The organism is Dapis brunnea BLCC-M229 (assembly GCF_050015995.1).
Classification (GTDB): domain Bacteria; phylum Cyanobacteriota; class Cyanobacteriia; order Cyanobacteriales; family Microcoleaceae; genus Trichodesmium.
The window spans coordinates 1-15,787 of record NZ_JBNHEP010000017.1; the positions used below are offsets into that span (position 1 = coordinate 1).

12 protein-coding genes are annotated in these 15,787 nt (G+C 33.7%); 3 read left to right on the forward strand and 9 right to left on the reverse strand.

The genetic code is table 11. The features are described 5' to 3' along the window. Positions 1 to 892, forward strand: an 892-nt coding sequence (locus ACP6PM_RS01655) for a zinc-binding alcohol dehydrogenase family protein (RefSeq protein ID WP_426581243.1), incomplete at its 5' end; no start/stop codon positions are given. Between the two features lie 24 nt (positions 893 to 916). Beyond that, complete coding sequence (locus tag ACP6PM_RS01660) at positions 917 to 1,606, forward strand: phosphorylase family protein (protein ID WP_426581245.1); 690 nt, start codon at positions 917 to 919, stop codon at positions 1,604 to 1,606. On the opposite strand, the gene ACP6PM_RS01665 is transcribed toward ACP6PM_RS01660, so the two are convergent. From ACP6PM_RS01665 to ACP6PM_RS01690, 6 genes are all read right to left on the reverse strand, one after another. Then, complete coding sequence (locus ACP6PM_RS01665; RefSeq protein WP_426581247.1) at positions 1,596 to 2,156, reverse strand: Crp/Fnr family transcriptional regulator; 561 nt, start codon at positions 2,154 to 2,156, stop codon at positions 1,596 to 1,598. The genes ACP6PM_RS01660 and ACP6PM_RS01665 overlap by 11 nt on opposite strands. A gap of 114 nt (positions 2,157 to 2,270) precedes the next feature. Further along, positions 2,271 to 2,621, reverse strand: coding sequence for a hypothetical protein (locus ACP6PM_RS01670; RefSeq protein ID WP_426581249.1), 351 nt, complete (start codon positions 2,619 to 2,621; stop codon positions 2,271 to 2,273). Between the two features lie 559 nt (positions 2,622 to 3,180). Then, positions 3,181 to 3,924, reverse strand: coding sequence for an alpha/beta hydrolase (locus ACP6PM_RS01675; RefSeq protein ID WP_426581251.1), 744 nt, complete (start codon positions 3,922 to 3,924; stop codon positions 3,181 to 3,183). Between the two features lie 264 nt (positions 3,925 to 4,188). Beyond that, on the reverse strand, positions 4,189 to 4,701 hold the full coding sequence (fldA, locus tag ACP6PM_RS01680; protein WP_426581253.1) for a flavodoxin FldA: 513 nt from the start codon (positions 4,699 to 4,701) through the stop codon (positions 4,189 to 4,191). Positions 4,702 to 4,780: 79 nt separating this feature from the next. After that, positions 4,781 to 4,969, reverse strand: coding sequence for a hypothetical protein (locus ACP6PM_RS01685; RefSeq protein WP_426581255.1), 189 nt, complete (start codon positions 4,967 to 4,969; stop codon positions 4,781 to 4,783). Between the two features lie 787 nt (positions 4,970 to 5,756). Continuing rightward, complete coding sequence (locus ACP6PM_RS01690) at positions 5,757 to 6,785, reverse strand: chlorophyll a/b binding light-harvesting protein (RefSeq protein ID WP_426581257.1); 1,029 nt, start codon at positions 6,783 to 6,785, stop codon at positions 5,757 to 5,759. Positions 6,786 to 8,566: 1,781 nt separating this feature from the next. Between ACP6PM_RS01690 and ACP6PM_RS01695 the strand changes: the two genes are divergently transcribed. Continuing rightward, positions 8,567 to 9,565: a glycosyltransferase family 2 protein gene (locus tag ACP6PM_RS01695; RefSeq protein WP_426581259.1), complete on the forward strand. Its 999-nt coding sequence runs from the start codon at positions 8,567 to 8,569 to the stop codon at positions 9,563 to 9,565. Positions 9,566 to 10,424: 859 nt separating this feature from the next. On the opposite strand, the gene ACP6PM_RS01700 is transcribed toward ACP6PM_RS01695, so the two are convergent. From ACP6PM_RS01700 to ACP6PM_RS01710, 3 genes are all read right to left on the reverse strand, one after another. Further along, positions 10,425 to 10,670, reverse strand: coding sequence for a hypothetical protein (locus ACP6PM_RS01700; protein WP_293102514.1), 246 nt, complete (start codon positions 10,668 to 10,670; stop codon positions 10,425 to 10,427). A 293-nt stretch (positions 10,671 to 10,963) separates the two neighbouring features. Continuing rightward, on the reverse strand, positions 10,964 to 13,462 hold the full coding sequence (locus ACP6PM_RS01705; RefSeq protein ID WP_426581261.1) for a tetratricopeptide repeat protein: 2,499 nt from the start codon (positions 13,460 to 13,462) through the stop codon (positions 10,964 to 10,966). Between the two features lie 205 nt (positions 13,463 to 13,667). After that, on the reverse strand, positions 13,668 to 15,725 hold the full coding sequence (locus ACP6PM_RS01710) for a tetratricopeptide repeat protein (protein ID WP_426581263.1): 2,058 nt from the start codon (positions 15,723 to 15,725) through the stop codon (positions 13,668 to 13,670). Between the last annotated feature and the right edge of the window lie 62 nt (positions 15,726 to 15,787).

A 15,787-nucleotide genomic window follows, 5' to 3' on the forward strand; every position in this document is an offset into this window, starting at 1 on the left:
TTTGAAATTTTATTTTTGGTCATTTGTCAAAAAAATTAGATGCGTTTTCCCTGCAGCCAAAGGCAAAGATTTACTGGTACAGGTTAAAGCTGTTTCTGTTAATCCAGTAGATACTAAAGTCCGCTCTCCTCAAGATAAGGTTGAATCCCAACCCCGTATTCTTGGTTGGGATGCAGCAGGTATAGTGGTAGAAGTTGGAGCACAAGTAACAGAATTTCAACCTGGAGACGAGGTTTATTATGCAGGAGATATTACTCGTCCTGGTAGCAACAGCGAATTTCATCTAGTAGATGCCAGAATTGTTGGTCGCAAACCCCAGAATTTAGATTTTGCTCATGCAGCAGCTTTTCCTCTTACTGGTATCACTGCTTGGGAAGCTCTATTTGAAAGATTGAATATTGATAAAAAAGGAGCAGATGCAGGTAAATCAATTTTAATTATCAATGGTGCAGGGGGAGTTGGTTCTATTGCTATTCAGCTAGCGAAACTAGCCAAACTTAAGGTTATTGCTACAGCTTCTCGTCCTGAAACTATTGCTTGGTGTCAAAAACTAGGTGCTGATGAAGTGGTTAATCATCGAAATAATCTAGCAGAAGAGATTGAGAAAGTTGGTTATCAAAATGTCAATTATATTCTTTGCTTGAACGATACTGATGGTCATTGGCAAGCTATGACTAGAGCGATCGAACCCCAAGGCACCATCTGTTCTATTGTGGAAAATGAACGACCGCTAGATATGGAGACTTTAAAGAGTAAGAGTGCTGGCTTTGTTTGGGAATTTATGTTTATTAGACGTGTAGTTGATAACTCTTGGGCTTACCATTCTGTATTATCGGATATCAAATTATTCAAATATGCAACTAAGATATCTAAAAGCTTAGAGTTATTTTAAACTTTCACCTGTAATAGAATAGAAATGATTGATACAATTTTAGTTGTTCAAGGACAGGAATTCAAGTCTGTAAAACGTGGTCTTAGCTGTAGTTTATCTGTACCTCCAAAATTGTTACCTCTACCAATAGGCGTTACATCTGTTAGTCGCTATTTACATCAATGGCAAGAAAAACATGATTTTTCTTCTCAGCAACCATCAACAGTATTGGTAATGGGATTATGCGGTAGTCTCTCTAGTCAATATCAACCTGGAGATGTGGTTATCTATAATGAGTGTGTTTTATTTGATGACTCTCAATTGCTTCGGCAAAAGTGCAATGAGGTTTTAACTAGCAAGTTGCAAACGCATTTACAAGAAAAAGCATCTCTGGTAAGAGGCTTAACTAGTGATCGCTTAATTTACAAGGCGGAGGAAAAACAACTACTGGGAAAAAATACTGGTGCAGAAGTAGTAGATATGGAAGGTTTTGCTATTCTCAATTTCTTCGCTAAGTTATCTGTTTCGGTGGCGATGGTGAGGGTAATTAGCGATGACTGTCACCATGATCTTCCTAATATTACTTCTGCTATAACATCATCTGGAAATTTACTACCTTTACCATTAGCGATCGCTATGTTTCGACAACCACTTGCTGCTTTGCAACTTATTCGAGGTTCGAGCAAAGGATTAAAAGTATTGCAGGAGGTAACAAGTTGTCTTTTTAGTGATTAAAAAGAATTAAACAGTTACTCTGTGACCACCCAATTTTATTTTCCTGTTCAAACTGATTTAGTAGTCGCGTTACTGTTACGCGACTGGTACTAATAATGTCAGCTAGTTCTTGATGAGTTAAGCGAATATCAAGTATTTGCCCTTCTGGCAGTTGATTTCCAAATCGGTCTGCTAACCATTTTAATAATCTCAGCAGTCGCAATTTGATTTTTCTAGAATGAATAATTCTTAATAGTTCTTGAGTTCTTTGAGTGTGGGAAAGCATTACTTCTTGAGCATAAAAATAACCCCTTGGTAAAATACTTGCCTCCACAATAGTTAAACATTCAACTTGATAAGGATAAAAAGGAAATAGAGGTTGACCAACAATATCTCCTTGACCCCAAAATCCTAGAGTAATGATATTTTCTTCTTCGTTATTGGTCAGAGTACGAACTATTCCAGAGTCTATTCGCCACAATAGTACATCTGTTAATGGTATTAGTTGACGGCGTTTAAATTGATGGCGCTTTAATTTAGGGGATGCAGTAATTACTGAATTTAAGCTCACTTTTATTCTCCTATTTATGTTGCAGAATCTGTATTTTTGTAAGCATTTCCTGCGGAATGCTTACATATTGTTGACTATGCAACAGTTACTTCTCAGCTAATTTTTTTGAGTAAGTTAATTGCTAGTTGCTGGGTTTTTTGGTTGGGAATGGGAGTATTTTGAATTTGCTTCACAGACTTGTAAAGCTGGTTTTACAAGATTATTATTTGCTTCATAGTCACTACAATTTATTGCTGTTTCAGTGAGTGCGCTATAAGGATGTACGGTACATTTTAAACGATAGTCTCCTGTAAAAAATGTACAGCGACTACAGGGAATTTGATGCAGTCGTTTAACATAATTTATTCCTGACTGAAACGTTAAATAAAAATTACGCAAACCTATAGTAATTAGTGATATCATACCAATCATAAAAATGGTACGAGCTATGCTTTGAAGTATTTCTTCAGGGAGGGAATTAATCATAGTTTCAACTATATACTGAATGAATGCTTAGTGCAAAATTCCTAGTTAGAGGTAGTAATATAACTAACCCAAAACTGAAGCGATCGCTAACTATATTAGTTATAGCGTTTAGAAGTTAAAAATAATGTCAAATAATACACTATTTTCTTCTTAAAATTAGTAACTAATTAGGGTTTGCTGAAAAAGTCTGAAGTGTGAGGGGAGCAGTGGGTAGTCGTCGGATTAGCGACGTACAGGAGAAATAGGAATTACAGAGGAGGTAGGAGGAATAATTGTCTGAGATTTTTTTCTCTATTGTTTGCTTAAAATCCTCAGATTTTGACCAATTCCCTCCTATAGCACTACGGATAAGTCAAAAGTCAAAAGTTATCTATGAGTAAGTTTGAGCATTGATAAATGTCCGCGCTCTATTTGCGTAGTGCTATCAAAGATGGAACTTTTTTAGCACTAAAAAGGTTTTAGCTTTCATCTGCAAATACTTTTGTATTTAATCAGCAAGCCATAATTATAAATGATGATATTCTAATTAACTACTGTGCAAATATCAATAATAGAACATTTAACTTGCTATTACTTGTGGAGTAACATCTGATAAAACCAAGCTATTTTCCTGCCAAAATTCTAGAAGTGGTCTTGCTACATTTAGAGGTGAAAAATGATGGAAAAAATAACGACCTTCAGGACATTCCCAAATCCGATCTTCTGGTTTTAAAAATGGTTGCCATCCTTGAATTAAATTAGGATCGATAATTGCATCATCATTACTACCACATACCATTAAAGGTACAGGAACTTCTCTCGGAATCATACTTTGGCGTTTTAATAATGAATGAGGAGATGGAGATAAATCTAAATCTCTCTCCAATATTCTAACTAAATTTTGAGTAATTTTTCTATCTTGTTCGCCAAATAAACTTTTTACCATATTAGCCAAAATTATTTCACGACTACAAGGTAAAAGATGACGATGTACATAATAATGTGCTTGCCAATCAACTGTGGGATGAACTCCTACAGATAATAAGGTTAAAGATTTCACTCTTTCTGGATATTTACGAGCATATATTAATCCTACTAATCCACTTGTACTATGACCAATAAGATGAATAGGTTTATTTAAAGGTTTGAGATAATCATGAAGTAAAGTTACAGCTATATCTAGAACACAAGGATCGTCGGGAGTTTGCAAATAATCCCATTCTGCAATTAAAACTTTTCTAGATAAGTAACGAATTAATCGCTGATTAAAAACTTGTAGACTAGGGCTAGTATTTAACCATAATACATCTGGAATTTTAGACATTGCTCTTCATTCTCCTAAGTTATTAAGATACTAATAAATAGTACCTTTGAGTAGATGATAATTTTTGGAGAAGGAAGTATCTGAAATTAGAAGTATATCTTGAGGTTTTCTAGTAGATTGTTTTTAGTCTCAACTAGATATTGCTCAAATATTCTTTCCGTTTTTTCATAAAGCTTCCTTCTCTTAGAAGTTTTGAAAGTTAAAGGAATTTCTCTGACTTAATCAACTTTAGTCAAATCTGACAACTTTGCTGCTTAAATCAGACTAAATACCAAAATCTGTTTTTAGTTGCGCTACCCATTTTTTGATCCGTTCTTCTGTTAATTCGGCTTGATTATCTTCATCTAAAGCTAAACCTACAAATTTGCCATTTTTGACTGCTTTAGATTCAGTAAAATCATAACCATCTGTAGACCAATGTCCAACAGTAGTACCTCCTAAACTAGAGATTTTTTCCTCCAACATACCTATGGCATCTTGAAAATTATCAGCATATCCTATTTGGTCTCCTGTACCAAAATAGGCTACTTTTTTGCCCTTGAAATCGATATTATCTAGTTCATCAAAGAAACCTTCCCAGTCACTTTGTAGTTCACCAATATTCCAGGTAGGACTGGCAACAATTAAATTTTGATAACCATCAAAATCATCAGTTTGTGCATCAGCCATATTATGGATAGTAACTACTCCGTCACCACCAAATTCTTTCTGAATAATTTCTGCTGCCTCTTCTGTTTTACCTGTTGTACTACCGACAAAAAGACCGATTTTTGACATTTTTACCTCCGTAGTAGTAGTTTTTCTGTTTTATACTTAGATATTGGTTTGAGAAATTTTACAACTATTGAATTAGAACTTAGTACGGGTCTAATTCATCACAATAACCAGACCAATCACTTTGTAGTTTATTCATGTTTTTGTTTGTAGTTATTGTTTTATTTTTACAACTATTTTCTGATTCTAAATATTGGAAAACATATCTGCGATCGCAGTTATTTTTAGAGCGTTTTCTTTTCCATGAAGCTAGTTTTTTTGAACCTGCCATTTTTTTATATTTCCTATGGGTGATTTATTAAAGAAAAAATTGTTAGTATGATATTTCAATCTATTTCTGAAATTTGTCAGATATTCATAATTTTTCAGGTATTATTTGAAAATTTTAAATTGTTTATTGTTTGATTACATAGTAGCTATAATCAAGTTAAAGGGTGTCTGGTAAAAAATAGTTATTCTTAAATGTTGATTTTTGTCTGAAGTGATACCTAACTGCTGCGCTCAAAATCTATTTATTGATATCCTAGGAAAAATTTGAGAAAGATTTTCAATAAGCCAGGAAAACAAAACTCAATATAATTTTATCTCCCGTTAATTAATTACTATTGTGGAATAGCCCTCTGGGTTGTTCCCTGGTTTAGGTGAAGGAACAAAAACTAAATAGGGATATATAGCAAATTTATCTCACTCAGGTGATAACGGGCAGGATGCTCGCACTACAGAAATTAATCTCAAACCCTTATGATTCTTAGGCTAAGACTTAGTTTCTAGAGATGTCTCATCCTTTAGGTTGTGCTGTCATTTAACCCACCTTATTGTATTCTGCTCTAGATAAATGAGAAATATTTCTATTTACTATTTATATTTACTCATAACTAGAGTTAGGTTGTCAAGCCCTAAAGCAAAATTTTCTATTACAGCAATTTTTCGTTTCCCGAAGCACTTGCAAGGAGATTGGCTACAACCTCCCTACTATAAGCCTTCTAGAGATATAGTTTGAGAGTTAGAATCTCAGAAATCAGAAAAATTCCAACTCTCAAAAACTTACCAGATTAAGATTATTCTCCTACACTATTTAAAGCATTTTCAACACGCTTAAAGTCAAAACCCATAGCTCGCAGAGCGTGCCATAGATGACCTTGTAAGAAAAAGAATGCTAAGAAGAAATGAGCATTTGCCAACCAACAACGAGCAGTATGAACACCTAAAGGCAACTCTACACTGTCCGCAAAATAAGGAGTAATACCCAACTTAATATCCAAAACTGGGCCGTAAAACTCTACAGGATAAGCTAAAGTATTAACGGCACAGAAATAAGCCGCCACAAATCCTGCTAGAGCAATTCCACCTAGAGAGTAAGAGAGAATTGCTTCACCAGAGAATATAAGAACTCGTTTTGCCCAAGGAAGGGGTTCCTTAACAATGTGCCAAAGGCCACCTAAAACTAGAAGAAATCCCACATAAATGTGACCTCCAACTAAGTCTTCTAAACTATTAACAGTGGCAAAATGAGTTTGATATCCATATATTACTAATGGATCGAGAGTGGGATTTGTTACTAAACGAACTGTTTGAGTTGTCGCATCATAAAGCCCACCAAAATACATAGCTTTGGCTACTAATAATAAAGCACCAAATCCTAAGAAAAGTAGGTGATGACCTAAGATAATACCGAGCTTTTTAGGGTCATCCCATTCAAAGTGAAAGTTCTTTGCTCCACCTGTTGCATCGTTTAAATTTTCTGGAGCCTTAAAGGTGTGAAAAAGCGCTCCTGCACCTAATACTGCTGATGAAATTAGATGTACAACACCAATCACAAAATAGGGATAAGTATTTAGTACTACTCCACCTTCTCCAATACCTAAACCTAAAGTTGCTAGGTGAGGGAGTAAGATTAAACCCTGTTCTCCCATAGGTAAATCAGGGGAATATTGAGATATTTCAAACAGAGTAAATGCCCCTGCCCAAAAAGTAATTAGAGCTGCTTGACCTGCATGAGCAGATATGAATAAACCAGATAGTTTAGCGAAGCGGGCATTTCCAGCCCACCAATCGTATTTAACTTCTGGAGTACCATAAGTTTGCATGAAGTTTTGCCTCTTTGAATTATGGTCAATAGTTTTTCAAGACAGTAAATACTAATTTTTATACAATAATTAATAACTGTCTATATTGAATATACTTAAATAAGTATATCAGAAAAACCGTATGATTAATTACTTTTTTTTTGAAAAAATAATTAAGAGATTATTAATCCGATAATAGTCAATACAATTTACAATTGCTAATGTCTCAGCAATTACAGTCAAAATGGCTTGAACGCTATTATTTGTGGCTAATTTATGGAGATTAAATCTTCAAAAATCAGGTCTCTAAGAGTAATAAATTTGCCAAAATTGTCTATTTTTAATCACAGAAAATTAGATGACTATTTAACTAAAAAATATTGCCACTATTAGCAATATTTTCTATAAAAAAGTCAACATTTATGGCAGTTTTAGGGATAAAACTGCCTCAACATATATTCTAATTTTCTGTAATTTTGAGTCGTGAGCTGATTCTATTGATAATGCGATCGCCGATCATAGTATCGACCTGATACTCAGTCCTATTCTGTATTGTTGAAAAGAGTGGAAGATTTTTCTTTGGTTGCTAATTGTGGTATCATAGCTTTAATCAAAATACATATCTTTGGCCACTAATTTCTAGTGGTCATTTTTTTGTCTTCAAATTTAGATGTCCATTGCTAGTCCACAAATCAATAGTTTTTTGATTTTGGAGCAAAAGATTGAATATTAATGACAACTGTCACAATTTTAGGTTGGAAGGCCCAAAAGTATATTACATACTTATTGCAACTAATATTCAATAAATTTCTAGTTTTGTCAAGAGTCTTTTGATATTTTTTTTCATTAATTTTTGCTACTGAGTATAGAGGTAAATCTTAAGAAATCCCTAAATTTAGTTAACACAAAATTTTTGTTGACATTAGGTATTCTTAATACAAATATTTTTAAATTAAATACCTAAAAAGTATTGACAAGTTTTGTCATTAGAGTCATAATCATAATTACATTGCTTATGGTGTTCTTCTCTCTGGTAGGACAACGTATTATAGAAACTTTGAGTCCCTCAGTGTAACTGATAATATTTTTTAGTTACACTGGAAAGCAATTAGGGACTCTTTATTATTTTGCTCCTCAACATTAAGCAAGTCTAAATTTATACATAGGAAGGTCTGTATTGAGTGGAAGTCGCGAGTGCGATAACTGGGGATTGCATATTTGCTACATGAATTATAGTTTTAGAGAAATAGGAAGTAAAAGATGGGATTTACCTTTTGTGCAAAGCTTCATCCCTTGCTTCAGCAACGCCATAACTGTATAACCGGATTTGAGATTAGCCTTTCTTATTTCGCTACAATTAATTTGGCGGTCGCAGGAAAAAAATAGGTATAGCACTAGGCAAATACGTTAGGAAATTGGTAAAAGTTGAAAACCTTTTGCGATCGACTTTTGTATGAGCGCCTTCCGGGTAGCGGTATATATCTATAGAACCCCTAAGCGGATCTATGATCGGGAGTGTAGGGAGTGTAGGGGGTGTGGGGAGATGTGGTATTGGAGGTATTCGAGGTGTATGAGAGTATTTTTCAACCTTTTTCTCCTATTAGACATCTCTAATAATAAACAATCATGCTCCCTGCTCCCACATAAATCATCTATTCTTTTTCCCTACTCCCTGCTCCCTGCTCCCTACTCCCTCTTTTCTGGAGATACGCTTAGGACTTCTATAGACTATTATTCTGAATAGGAAGTTACTAAGTAGAATATAAGTAAAGGATAGACTACTAAAAACAGGAATAATTTTGATGTCAACTACTGCTAAAACTCCACGGGTAAGTGTAATTATACCTGTATACAATTGCGATCGCTATATTAGTCAAGCTATAGAAAGCGTTTTAGCCCAAACTTATCAATCTTATGAAATTATTGTGATTGATGATGGCTCCACAGACAATACCCGCTTGGTTTTGCAACCTTATATTGAGAAGATTCGTTATGTATATCAAGAAAATCAAGGGGTTTCAGCTGCCCGGAATTATGGCATTGATTTAGCGCGGGGAGAACTAATTGCTTTTTTGGATGCGGATGATTTTTTCTTACCAGATAAACTGACTGCTCAAGTAGGAGTATTTGACGCGCAACCAAATTTAGGAATTGTTCACAGTGGATGGCGCAGAGTGAATCAGCAGGGTGAAACTATTAAGGATGAGACACCTTGGAATTATGTGCCTAAGTTGAATTTGGAGGGATGGTTGCGGTGGAAACCAATTGGCACAATGGGTACTTTGATGTTTCGGCGAGATTGGTTAAAACAGGTGGGGAGTTTTGAGGTAGGATTAGGTCAAGCGGAGGATGTAGACTTGGTATTGCGTTTGGCTGTGCGTGGTTGTGAGGCTGAGTGGTTGCAACAGTCTACTGTTTGTTATCGTCAGCATGACCGGAATACTATGCGGGATGGAGTGTCTCAGGCGCGATCTATTAATGGAGTTTTGGATAAGTTTTTTGCCTCGGAGTCTATTCCTTTAGGGATTCAGTTGTTAGAAAAACAGGTGCGCTACAATACTTTGGTCTGGAGTTCATGGTATTTGTACTATACAGGTTTTTATTCTGAGATGGTGGAGTATTTACAAAAGTCTTGGCAATATACTCCTTTTTTACCTGTGGGAACAGTTATTAATTGGATTGAGAGTTTCACAGGATTTTCTGAAAATATGGGGGATGATTTGGATGCTGATAAATTAGCGAAAACTGATGAATGGCAACAGTTGATGGGTTGGGTGATTAGTAATAGTGGAGTTTCGTGAAATGTAGTAATATCATGTCCGGTTGAATACTTATAAATAAACGACGGAGGAGTCAGGAGTCAGGAGTCAGGAGTCAGGAGGGAAGAAAGAAGGAAGAATCAGGAAGTTTTTTTCATCACTAATTATCCGGACATGATATAATTGCTAAGAGACTGTTGTTGATTGCATTTTTACAATTAACTATCAGCTATTAGCAATTAGCAAAGTACCTATAGCAATTCCTATACTGGTAAGGTACAAAATTCGTTTGTTTTAGGGAACAGGGAACAGGGAACAGGGTATAGGGTATAGAACCCCTAAGCGTATCTATTTGTCTACTTAAATATAGGGAGATGGGGGGGTGGGGAGTGTGGGGAGTGTGGGGTGTGTGGGGTGTGTGGGGAAATGGGGTGTATTATACCAAATCTCAAAAGTGTTGCTACATCTCCTAATGGTAGGGACGTTGCATGCAAGGTCTGTACAGAGCTTGGGTTAATGCCAATAATCGTTAAAAAAATGACTGAAGGTTACTTATTACTTAATAACTGAAGTCCCATGGGGAGTATAGCATTAATGCATGGGAATTGGTATTAGACCTCTCCCAAAATCCCAAATTCAATCAATTATTAATTATTAATAATTAAATAATTCTGGTTTAAAGCCTCCCCTTGGATAGGAGAAAACAAAGACAATATTCCTTATATTCAATTCCCGAGCGGTTTTAACCAGAGGTAATTATCAATTATCAATTATCCATTATCCATTAATGAATTCTCCCTATTCCCTCTTTTCTGGAGATACCTTCAGGGCTTCTATAGAATAGAAATAAAGATATATTTACCTCATTAGTCTAAGAAACCCTATATTTTTTGCCACAGTTTCACAGGTTTTTTGTTAAAAAGTATAGCAGAGAAAAACCTCCGAAAAATATTAAAGGAACTGCTATCATTAAAATTATTAAACCTAAAGGAACTCCAGAGGAAATTACATAGACTAATATTGCTGTATAGGGAATCAAAACACCAATTCCTGCAAGAGTTAATTTTTTAGGAGTCCACTTGATATCTTTTTTTAGACCTTTAGTCAGCATCTTTTCATCTTTCCCTTTTAAAATTTTTCTTGTCATCGACTACTCCTTTAAGTAAAAATAACGAGATTGTTTGATTGTACCTATCTTTTATTGTAATATTAATTTCATAAAATATTGCTACAGTCATGACACAGGGAATAGGGAATAGGGAACGGGGAACAGGGAAAGAAAAAAAAGATAAAAAAAGAGGAAAAAATGTTTTATTTTGACAATTTATGGAATTTATAATTTTTTATTGTAGGAATAAATCACATGCTTAAGATGTAACTTCCTTTTTTGAATTTTGAATTGGGTATAACTATTCCCAAAAAACTGAAGCAAGTTCAGTATTATTTCCAGTTAAACTCTATTCCTAAATATTCTTCTAATCTTTGATTATGAGGTTGAAAATATTCACTCAATTTCTGGCGCATCTCATCACTTATTGGTGAATAATGTCCTGGATTTAACTTTCTATATTCAGGCAGTTGATGTTCTGGTAATCCTAAAAATTCAAATACTTGTTTCATGGTTTCTACAGGTTTTTGATAAAGGTATTCTCCTTTTAAAATTAGTATTTGTTCTCTGGGAAATACTGCTAACCATTTATTGATAAATTCTACATAAATACCACGCCCTATATAGTTGCCTGGTTGTTGCCAATAATTTTTATCTCCTTGGGGTTTTTCGGGATTTTTGTTGAGTATTTCTAACTCTGAATTTATTGCTGTTTCAAAGGAGCGATCTTCCCAATTTAACCTAATCCAATGATTGTATTGAGAGAAGGTTCTATCTACGGGGTTTCTCAAAATTACTAATAGTTTTACTTCTGGAAATACATTATATATTCGCTCGGCAGTCTGATAATTTTCGAGATAGTTAGGAGTTGCTTCTCCAGTGATAAAATTTTCTGATTTAGGAATAGGAGGAAAGTGTGCGAGATACCAATTAATTCCTTTGTTGAAGTCTCGATACCAAAAATGTGTTTCTTTTTTAATTGCTGGTATTACCTGGGGATGTTGAGCAATATAATTTTCTAGGGAAGTTGTACCACTTTTTTGAGCGCCGATAATAATAAAGTTAGGACCGTTAATATTTTTTAAATCCCAATTTTGTTCAACAAAAGTAGGATGAGATTGGCGAGTTTTCTTGTAGGAGGCAGTTTGATAATTTTTGATTGCTGCATCTAAGTTTCCTGTTGCTGTGAGAATTTCTCCGAGGTTAACATAAGACCAAATGCTTTCTGGGTTTTCTTGAGTAATTTTTTGAAAAAATTCCAATACTTGTTGTAGTTTTCCTTGTTTAATCAGAAAGTTTAATAAATTAGAATAGAAGAAAAACCAGGGATATTCAGGTTTGATTTGAATTGCTTTTAGATAAGCTTCGGCAGCTCGATCTAATTTCTGAAGTTTAAGTAATATATTCCCTAGGTTATAGTGAGCTATGAATTTTTTGGGGTTTTTGTTAATAGTATTTTGGCAATCAGTTAGTTCCTGGTCTAATTGATTTTTTTTGTTTTCTAGTTGGGCAAGTTGCCTGATGATTTCTGGATGATTTTGCTGTACCTGCAAACCTATATTATAAATGATTATTGCTGGATTAAATAGATTTTTTTCCCCTAGTAAATTTCCGAGTTTTAAGTAAAATTCTGGAGCTTCTGGCTGAATTGATAATTCTTTGATGGGGGTAGATTTCTGTTGTTGAGGATTTTGAATAATCTGAGAATAATAGTTAATAGTTTCTTTGAGATTTGATTGAGATTGTTTTTCTAGAGCATATCCGAGTTGTTCATGGATACTTGGTAATTCTTGATTAATTTTAAAGGCATACAGATAAGCTACTACTGCTTCATTCCATCTTTGAAGTTTGATTAATGTTTCTCCTAAACTGTAGTAAGACCAGAGAAAATTAGGATTAAGTTTAATAGCTTCATGGTAGGCAAGGATGGCTGAATATAACTCTCCTTTTTCTTGGAAAAGATTAGCTAATTTATGATGAACTACCCAAGTTTCTGATTGTAATTCTATAGCTTTTTGATAAGCATTAATAGCTGTACCTAATTCTTTTTGTTTGACTAAAGCATCTCCCAGACAATGATAAGTAACAGCAGCTTGAGGATTTAGTTGAAGTGCTTCTTGATAAGAAGAAATTGCTTTTTTCCACTGCTGAGTATTGGCAAAAGCTTTACCTAAGCTGTGATGAGACCAGGAAAATTTTGGATTAAGTTTAATGGCTTTTTGATAACTTGATATAGCTGCTTGCCATTTTTCCTCTCGACTATAAATTTCTCCTAAATTATGATGTGCTTGAGCGAGGTTTGGGTTTAATTTAAGCGATCGTTCGTAACAGGCGATCGCTTCTTCTTTTCGGTTATATGTTAATAGAGTTTTTGCTAACTTCAAATATTCTAAATCTGTTGCCCATTCTGGTTTTAAAGTAAATGCTTTATACGAGCAAGAAGCTGCTAATTCTGGCTTGTCTATTTGATGGTATATTTCTGCTAAAGCACGGTAACCACTGGCAAAATTTGGTTCTAGTTTGGTGGCTATTTGGTAGAAGGTAACAGCTTTATCCCACTGCTGTTGTTTGACATAAATACTCCCTAAATTAGCATGAGCTTCAGCTAAATTTGGTTGCTTTTCGATAGCTTTTTTGTACCAAGTAATAGCTGAATCTAAGGCATCTATTTTTTCCATGATTTGCCCTATAGTATTGCTAACTGGTGCAAAGTCTGGAACTAATTCTAAAGCTTGTAAAGAAGTGGCATAAGCTTTATCAAAATCTCCTTGAGTTAGATAAGATTCTGCTTCTTGATTTAATTTTAATGCTACTACTTCTGGATTTTCCATTCAATTATTTTTACTCCTTATCAAATCCATAAAAATTAGTGTGAAAATTAGAATTTTAAAAAATAATGTTACGAATAGTAAGTGTGATTATAGCACTATACGCTAGTTAGAAGTAAAAGGTTTAAATCCTCTATTTTTAAGTAGAAAAAAATAATATTTCCTTATATTCAATTCTCTTACGGTTTTAACTAGAGGTAATTATCCATTATCTATTACCCATTAATGAACTACTTTCAATAAAATTTATCTTATTTTTGACTATAGATACTAAATCATTAATCTGATAATTATCTAAATTAACTGGTATCATTGTCACCTTCCGAGAATCAAGTCGTAAATCCTGAAAGTGGGTTTTCATTATTGAAGATAAGTCGCGATTTCTGTAGAGAAGAAATATAAGAGCTTGACGCTCTAGATCGTAATAATTAGCTAGAAATTTTGGTATCATTCTTTGTTCACAACCAATTATGAAAATATCTGCCATCATGCAAGAGCGAATTAAGTCAAAAAGTTTTTCATCATTTTCACCAATTATGCAAGTACAATTTTCTAGATTATTAAATCTACGAAATTGCTCAGATTCATAGGAATTACTAAGTTGAAAAATTTCTAGAATTTCTTCTGTAGTCAATTTCATTTGCTGAACATTTTTTTGAATAAAATCAAAGGCTCTCTTATAACCATCTGAGAAAATACCAATTGAGATATTCTGTTTACCTAAACAATAGATAAACTCTTGAGTAAATTGATAGTAATCATCTACATCCAGTGAATTTACTTGATTGACAAAGCAATTTATACGATTGAAATCTTTGTCAAATTTTCTACTCTCATCTTGCATCCTTTTTATAGATTTTATCAAACCCCAAGGAGTTTTTATATGAGCAATATCGCCAGCTCTAATATGAATTAATAACTTAATTTTTTGAGGATCAAAAACCTTCTTAACATTCACTGTATCTTGAGAATGCTCAAAGTAAATTTTTCTGAAGTTAAGATTGTCTTGATAATCAGGAATTTCTGAATTAACTAATGATAATATTTTGCTTCTAGCTTTTGATAATCCACCTAATCTAAAGATCGCCATAATATCATTTTTGGTGAAATTATATTTATCTAGTAAATTATTGCAGTATTTCTGTAATTCATTCAGAGAATTAATTGCTTTTAAATCACTAAGATTACGATCGTCAAACCTTAAATATATCAAACTATAATTGCTAAGACCTGCATCTTTAATATTAGCAGACCAATACTGATTAAATCCTAGAAAATCATAAACTTTTTGAGAACTACGATTGCTGCTAAAGTTGGTATGAATATATTTCCATCCTAAAGATAAACCTAATTTATAAAACATCATAAATTGAAGCAATTGATCTGTAAATCCAGCATATCCAGGGATAATCGTAAAATTTATAGTTTTGTTAGCTTGATTAAAGTTAATTTCTTCTGTCTCTTTTAAGTTATATTTTTTTTGTAAAGAACATTCCAATTTTTCATGGAACATATAGTTACTCGGATTTAATTCTATAGCGTGATTATAAGCAATAGTAGCTTCTTGATACTGTTGTTTTTGTGTCAGTGCTTCCCCTAAGTTGTAATGTAAGATAGAATTGTCTGGTCTGATTTTTATGCCTTGCTTGTAAACTGCTATTGCTCTATCTAACTCCCCTTTGTTAGTTAAAGTATTTCCGAGTTTATTGTATCCTGCTGATAATTTTTTATCTGATTTTATTGCCTGCTTGTAACAAGCGATCGCCTCTTCTAATTTGCCTAATTTTAATAATTTATCTCCTAGATTTAACCATTCTGTTGCTGTAGCTAATGTTGGCTCCAAAATCAGTGCTTGATATGTGCATTCTATTACTAATTTATCTTTTCCTAAACACTCCCAAATTTTAGCCAAGTTTCTATAAAAACCTGCAAAATCAGGTTTAATACTAATAGCTTTTTCATAATATTTTACAGCTTGTTCCCATTGCTTTTGCCTGGCACTTATGCTGCCTAGATTTGCATGAACCTCTGCTAAATTTGGATTATATTCAATTGCCTGATTGTAAGATTTTTTAGCTGATTCTAACTGCCCCCTTCTTTGCCAGATATTACCCAATATTTTATAAATTTCTCCAGAGTTAGGTAACATTTCTAAAGCTTTAGAACAATTTGCATAAGCTTCATCTAACTTTCCTTGAGATAAATATATTTCAGCTTTTTGCTTGAAATTAAATGCTGCTGTTTCTTGATTTTCTATATCCGACATATTTTACCTAACTCCAGATTTAATTTGCTTCAAATGATATTTTTGATAATTCTTAACCAGGA

What these genes read in the sequence shown, in the direction of transcription:
- ACP6PM_RS01700 (WP_293102514.1), bottom strand. Translation starts at nt 10,670, where the DNA reads ATGACAAGAAAAATTTTAAAAGGGAAAGATGAAAAGATGCTGACTAAA.
- ACP6PM_RS01695 (WP_426581259.1), top strand. Translation starts at nt 8,567, where the DNA reads ATGTCAACTACTGCTAAAACTCCACGGGTAAGTGTAATTATACCTGTA.
- ACP6PM_RS01690 (WP_426581257.1), bottom strand. Translation starts at nt 6,785, where the DNA reads ATGCAAACTTATGGTACTCCAGAAGTTAAATACGATTGGTGGGCTGGA.
- ACP6PM_RS01710 (WP_426581263.1), bottom strand. Translation starts at nt 15,725, where the DNA reads ATGTCGGATATAGAAAATCAAGAAACAGCAGCATTTAATTTCAAGCAA.
- ACP6PM_RS01675 (WP_426581251.1), bottom strand. Translation starts at nt 3,924, where the DNA reads ATGTCTAAAATTCCAGATGTATTATGGTTAAATACTAGCCCTAGTCTA.
- fldA (WP_426581253.1), bottom strand. Translation starts at nt 4,701, where the DNA reads ATGTCAAAAATCGGTCTTTTTGTCGGTAGTACAACAGGTAAAACAGAA.
- ACP6PM_RS01705 (WP_426581261.1), bottom strand. Translation starts at nt 13,462, where the DNA reads ATGGAAAATCCAGAAGTAGTAGCATTAAAATTAAATCAAGAAGCAGAA.
- ACP6PM_RS01660 (WP_426581245.1), top strand. Translation starts at nt 917, where the DNA reads ATGATTGATACAATTTTAGTTGTTCAAGGACAGGAATTCAAGTCTGTA.
- ACP6PM_RS01685 (WP_426581255.1), bottom strand. Translation starts at nt 4,969, where the DNA reads ATGGCAGGTTCAAAAAAACTAGCTTCATGGAAAAGAAAACGCTCTAAA.
- ACP6PM_RS01670 (WP_426581249.1), bottom strand. Translation starts at nt 2,621, where the DNA reads ATGATTAATTCCCTCCCTGAAGAAATACTTCAAAGCATAGCTCGTACC.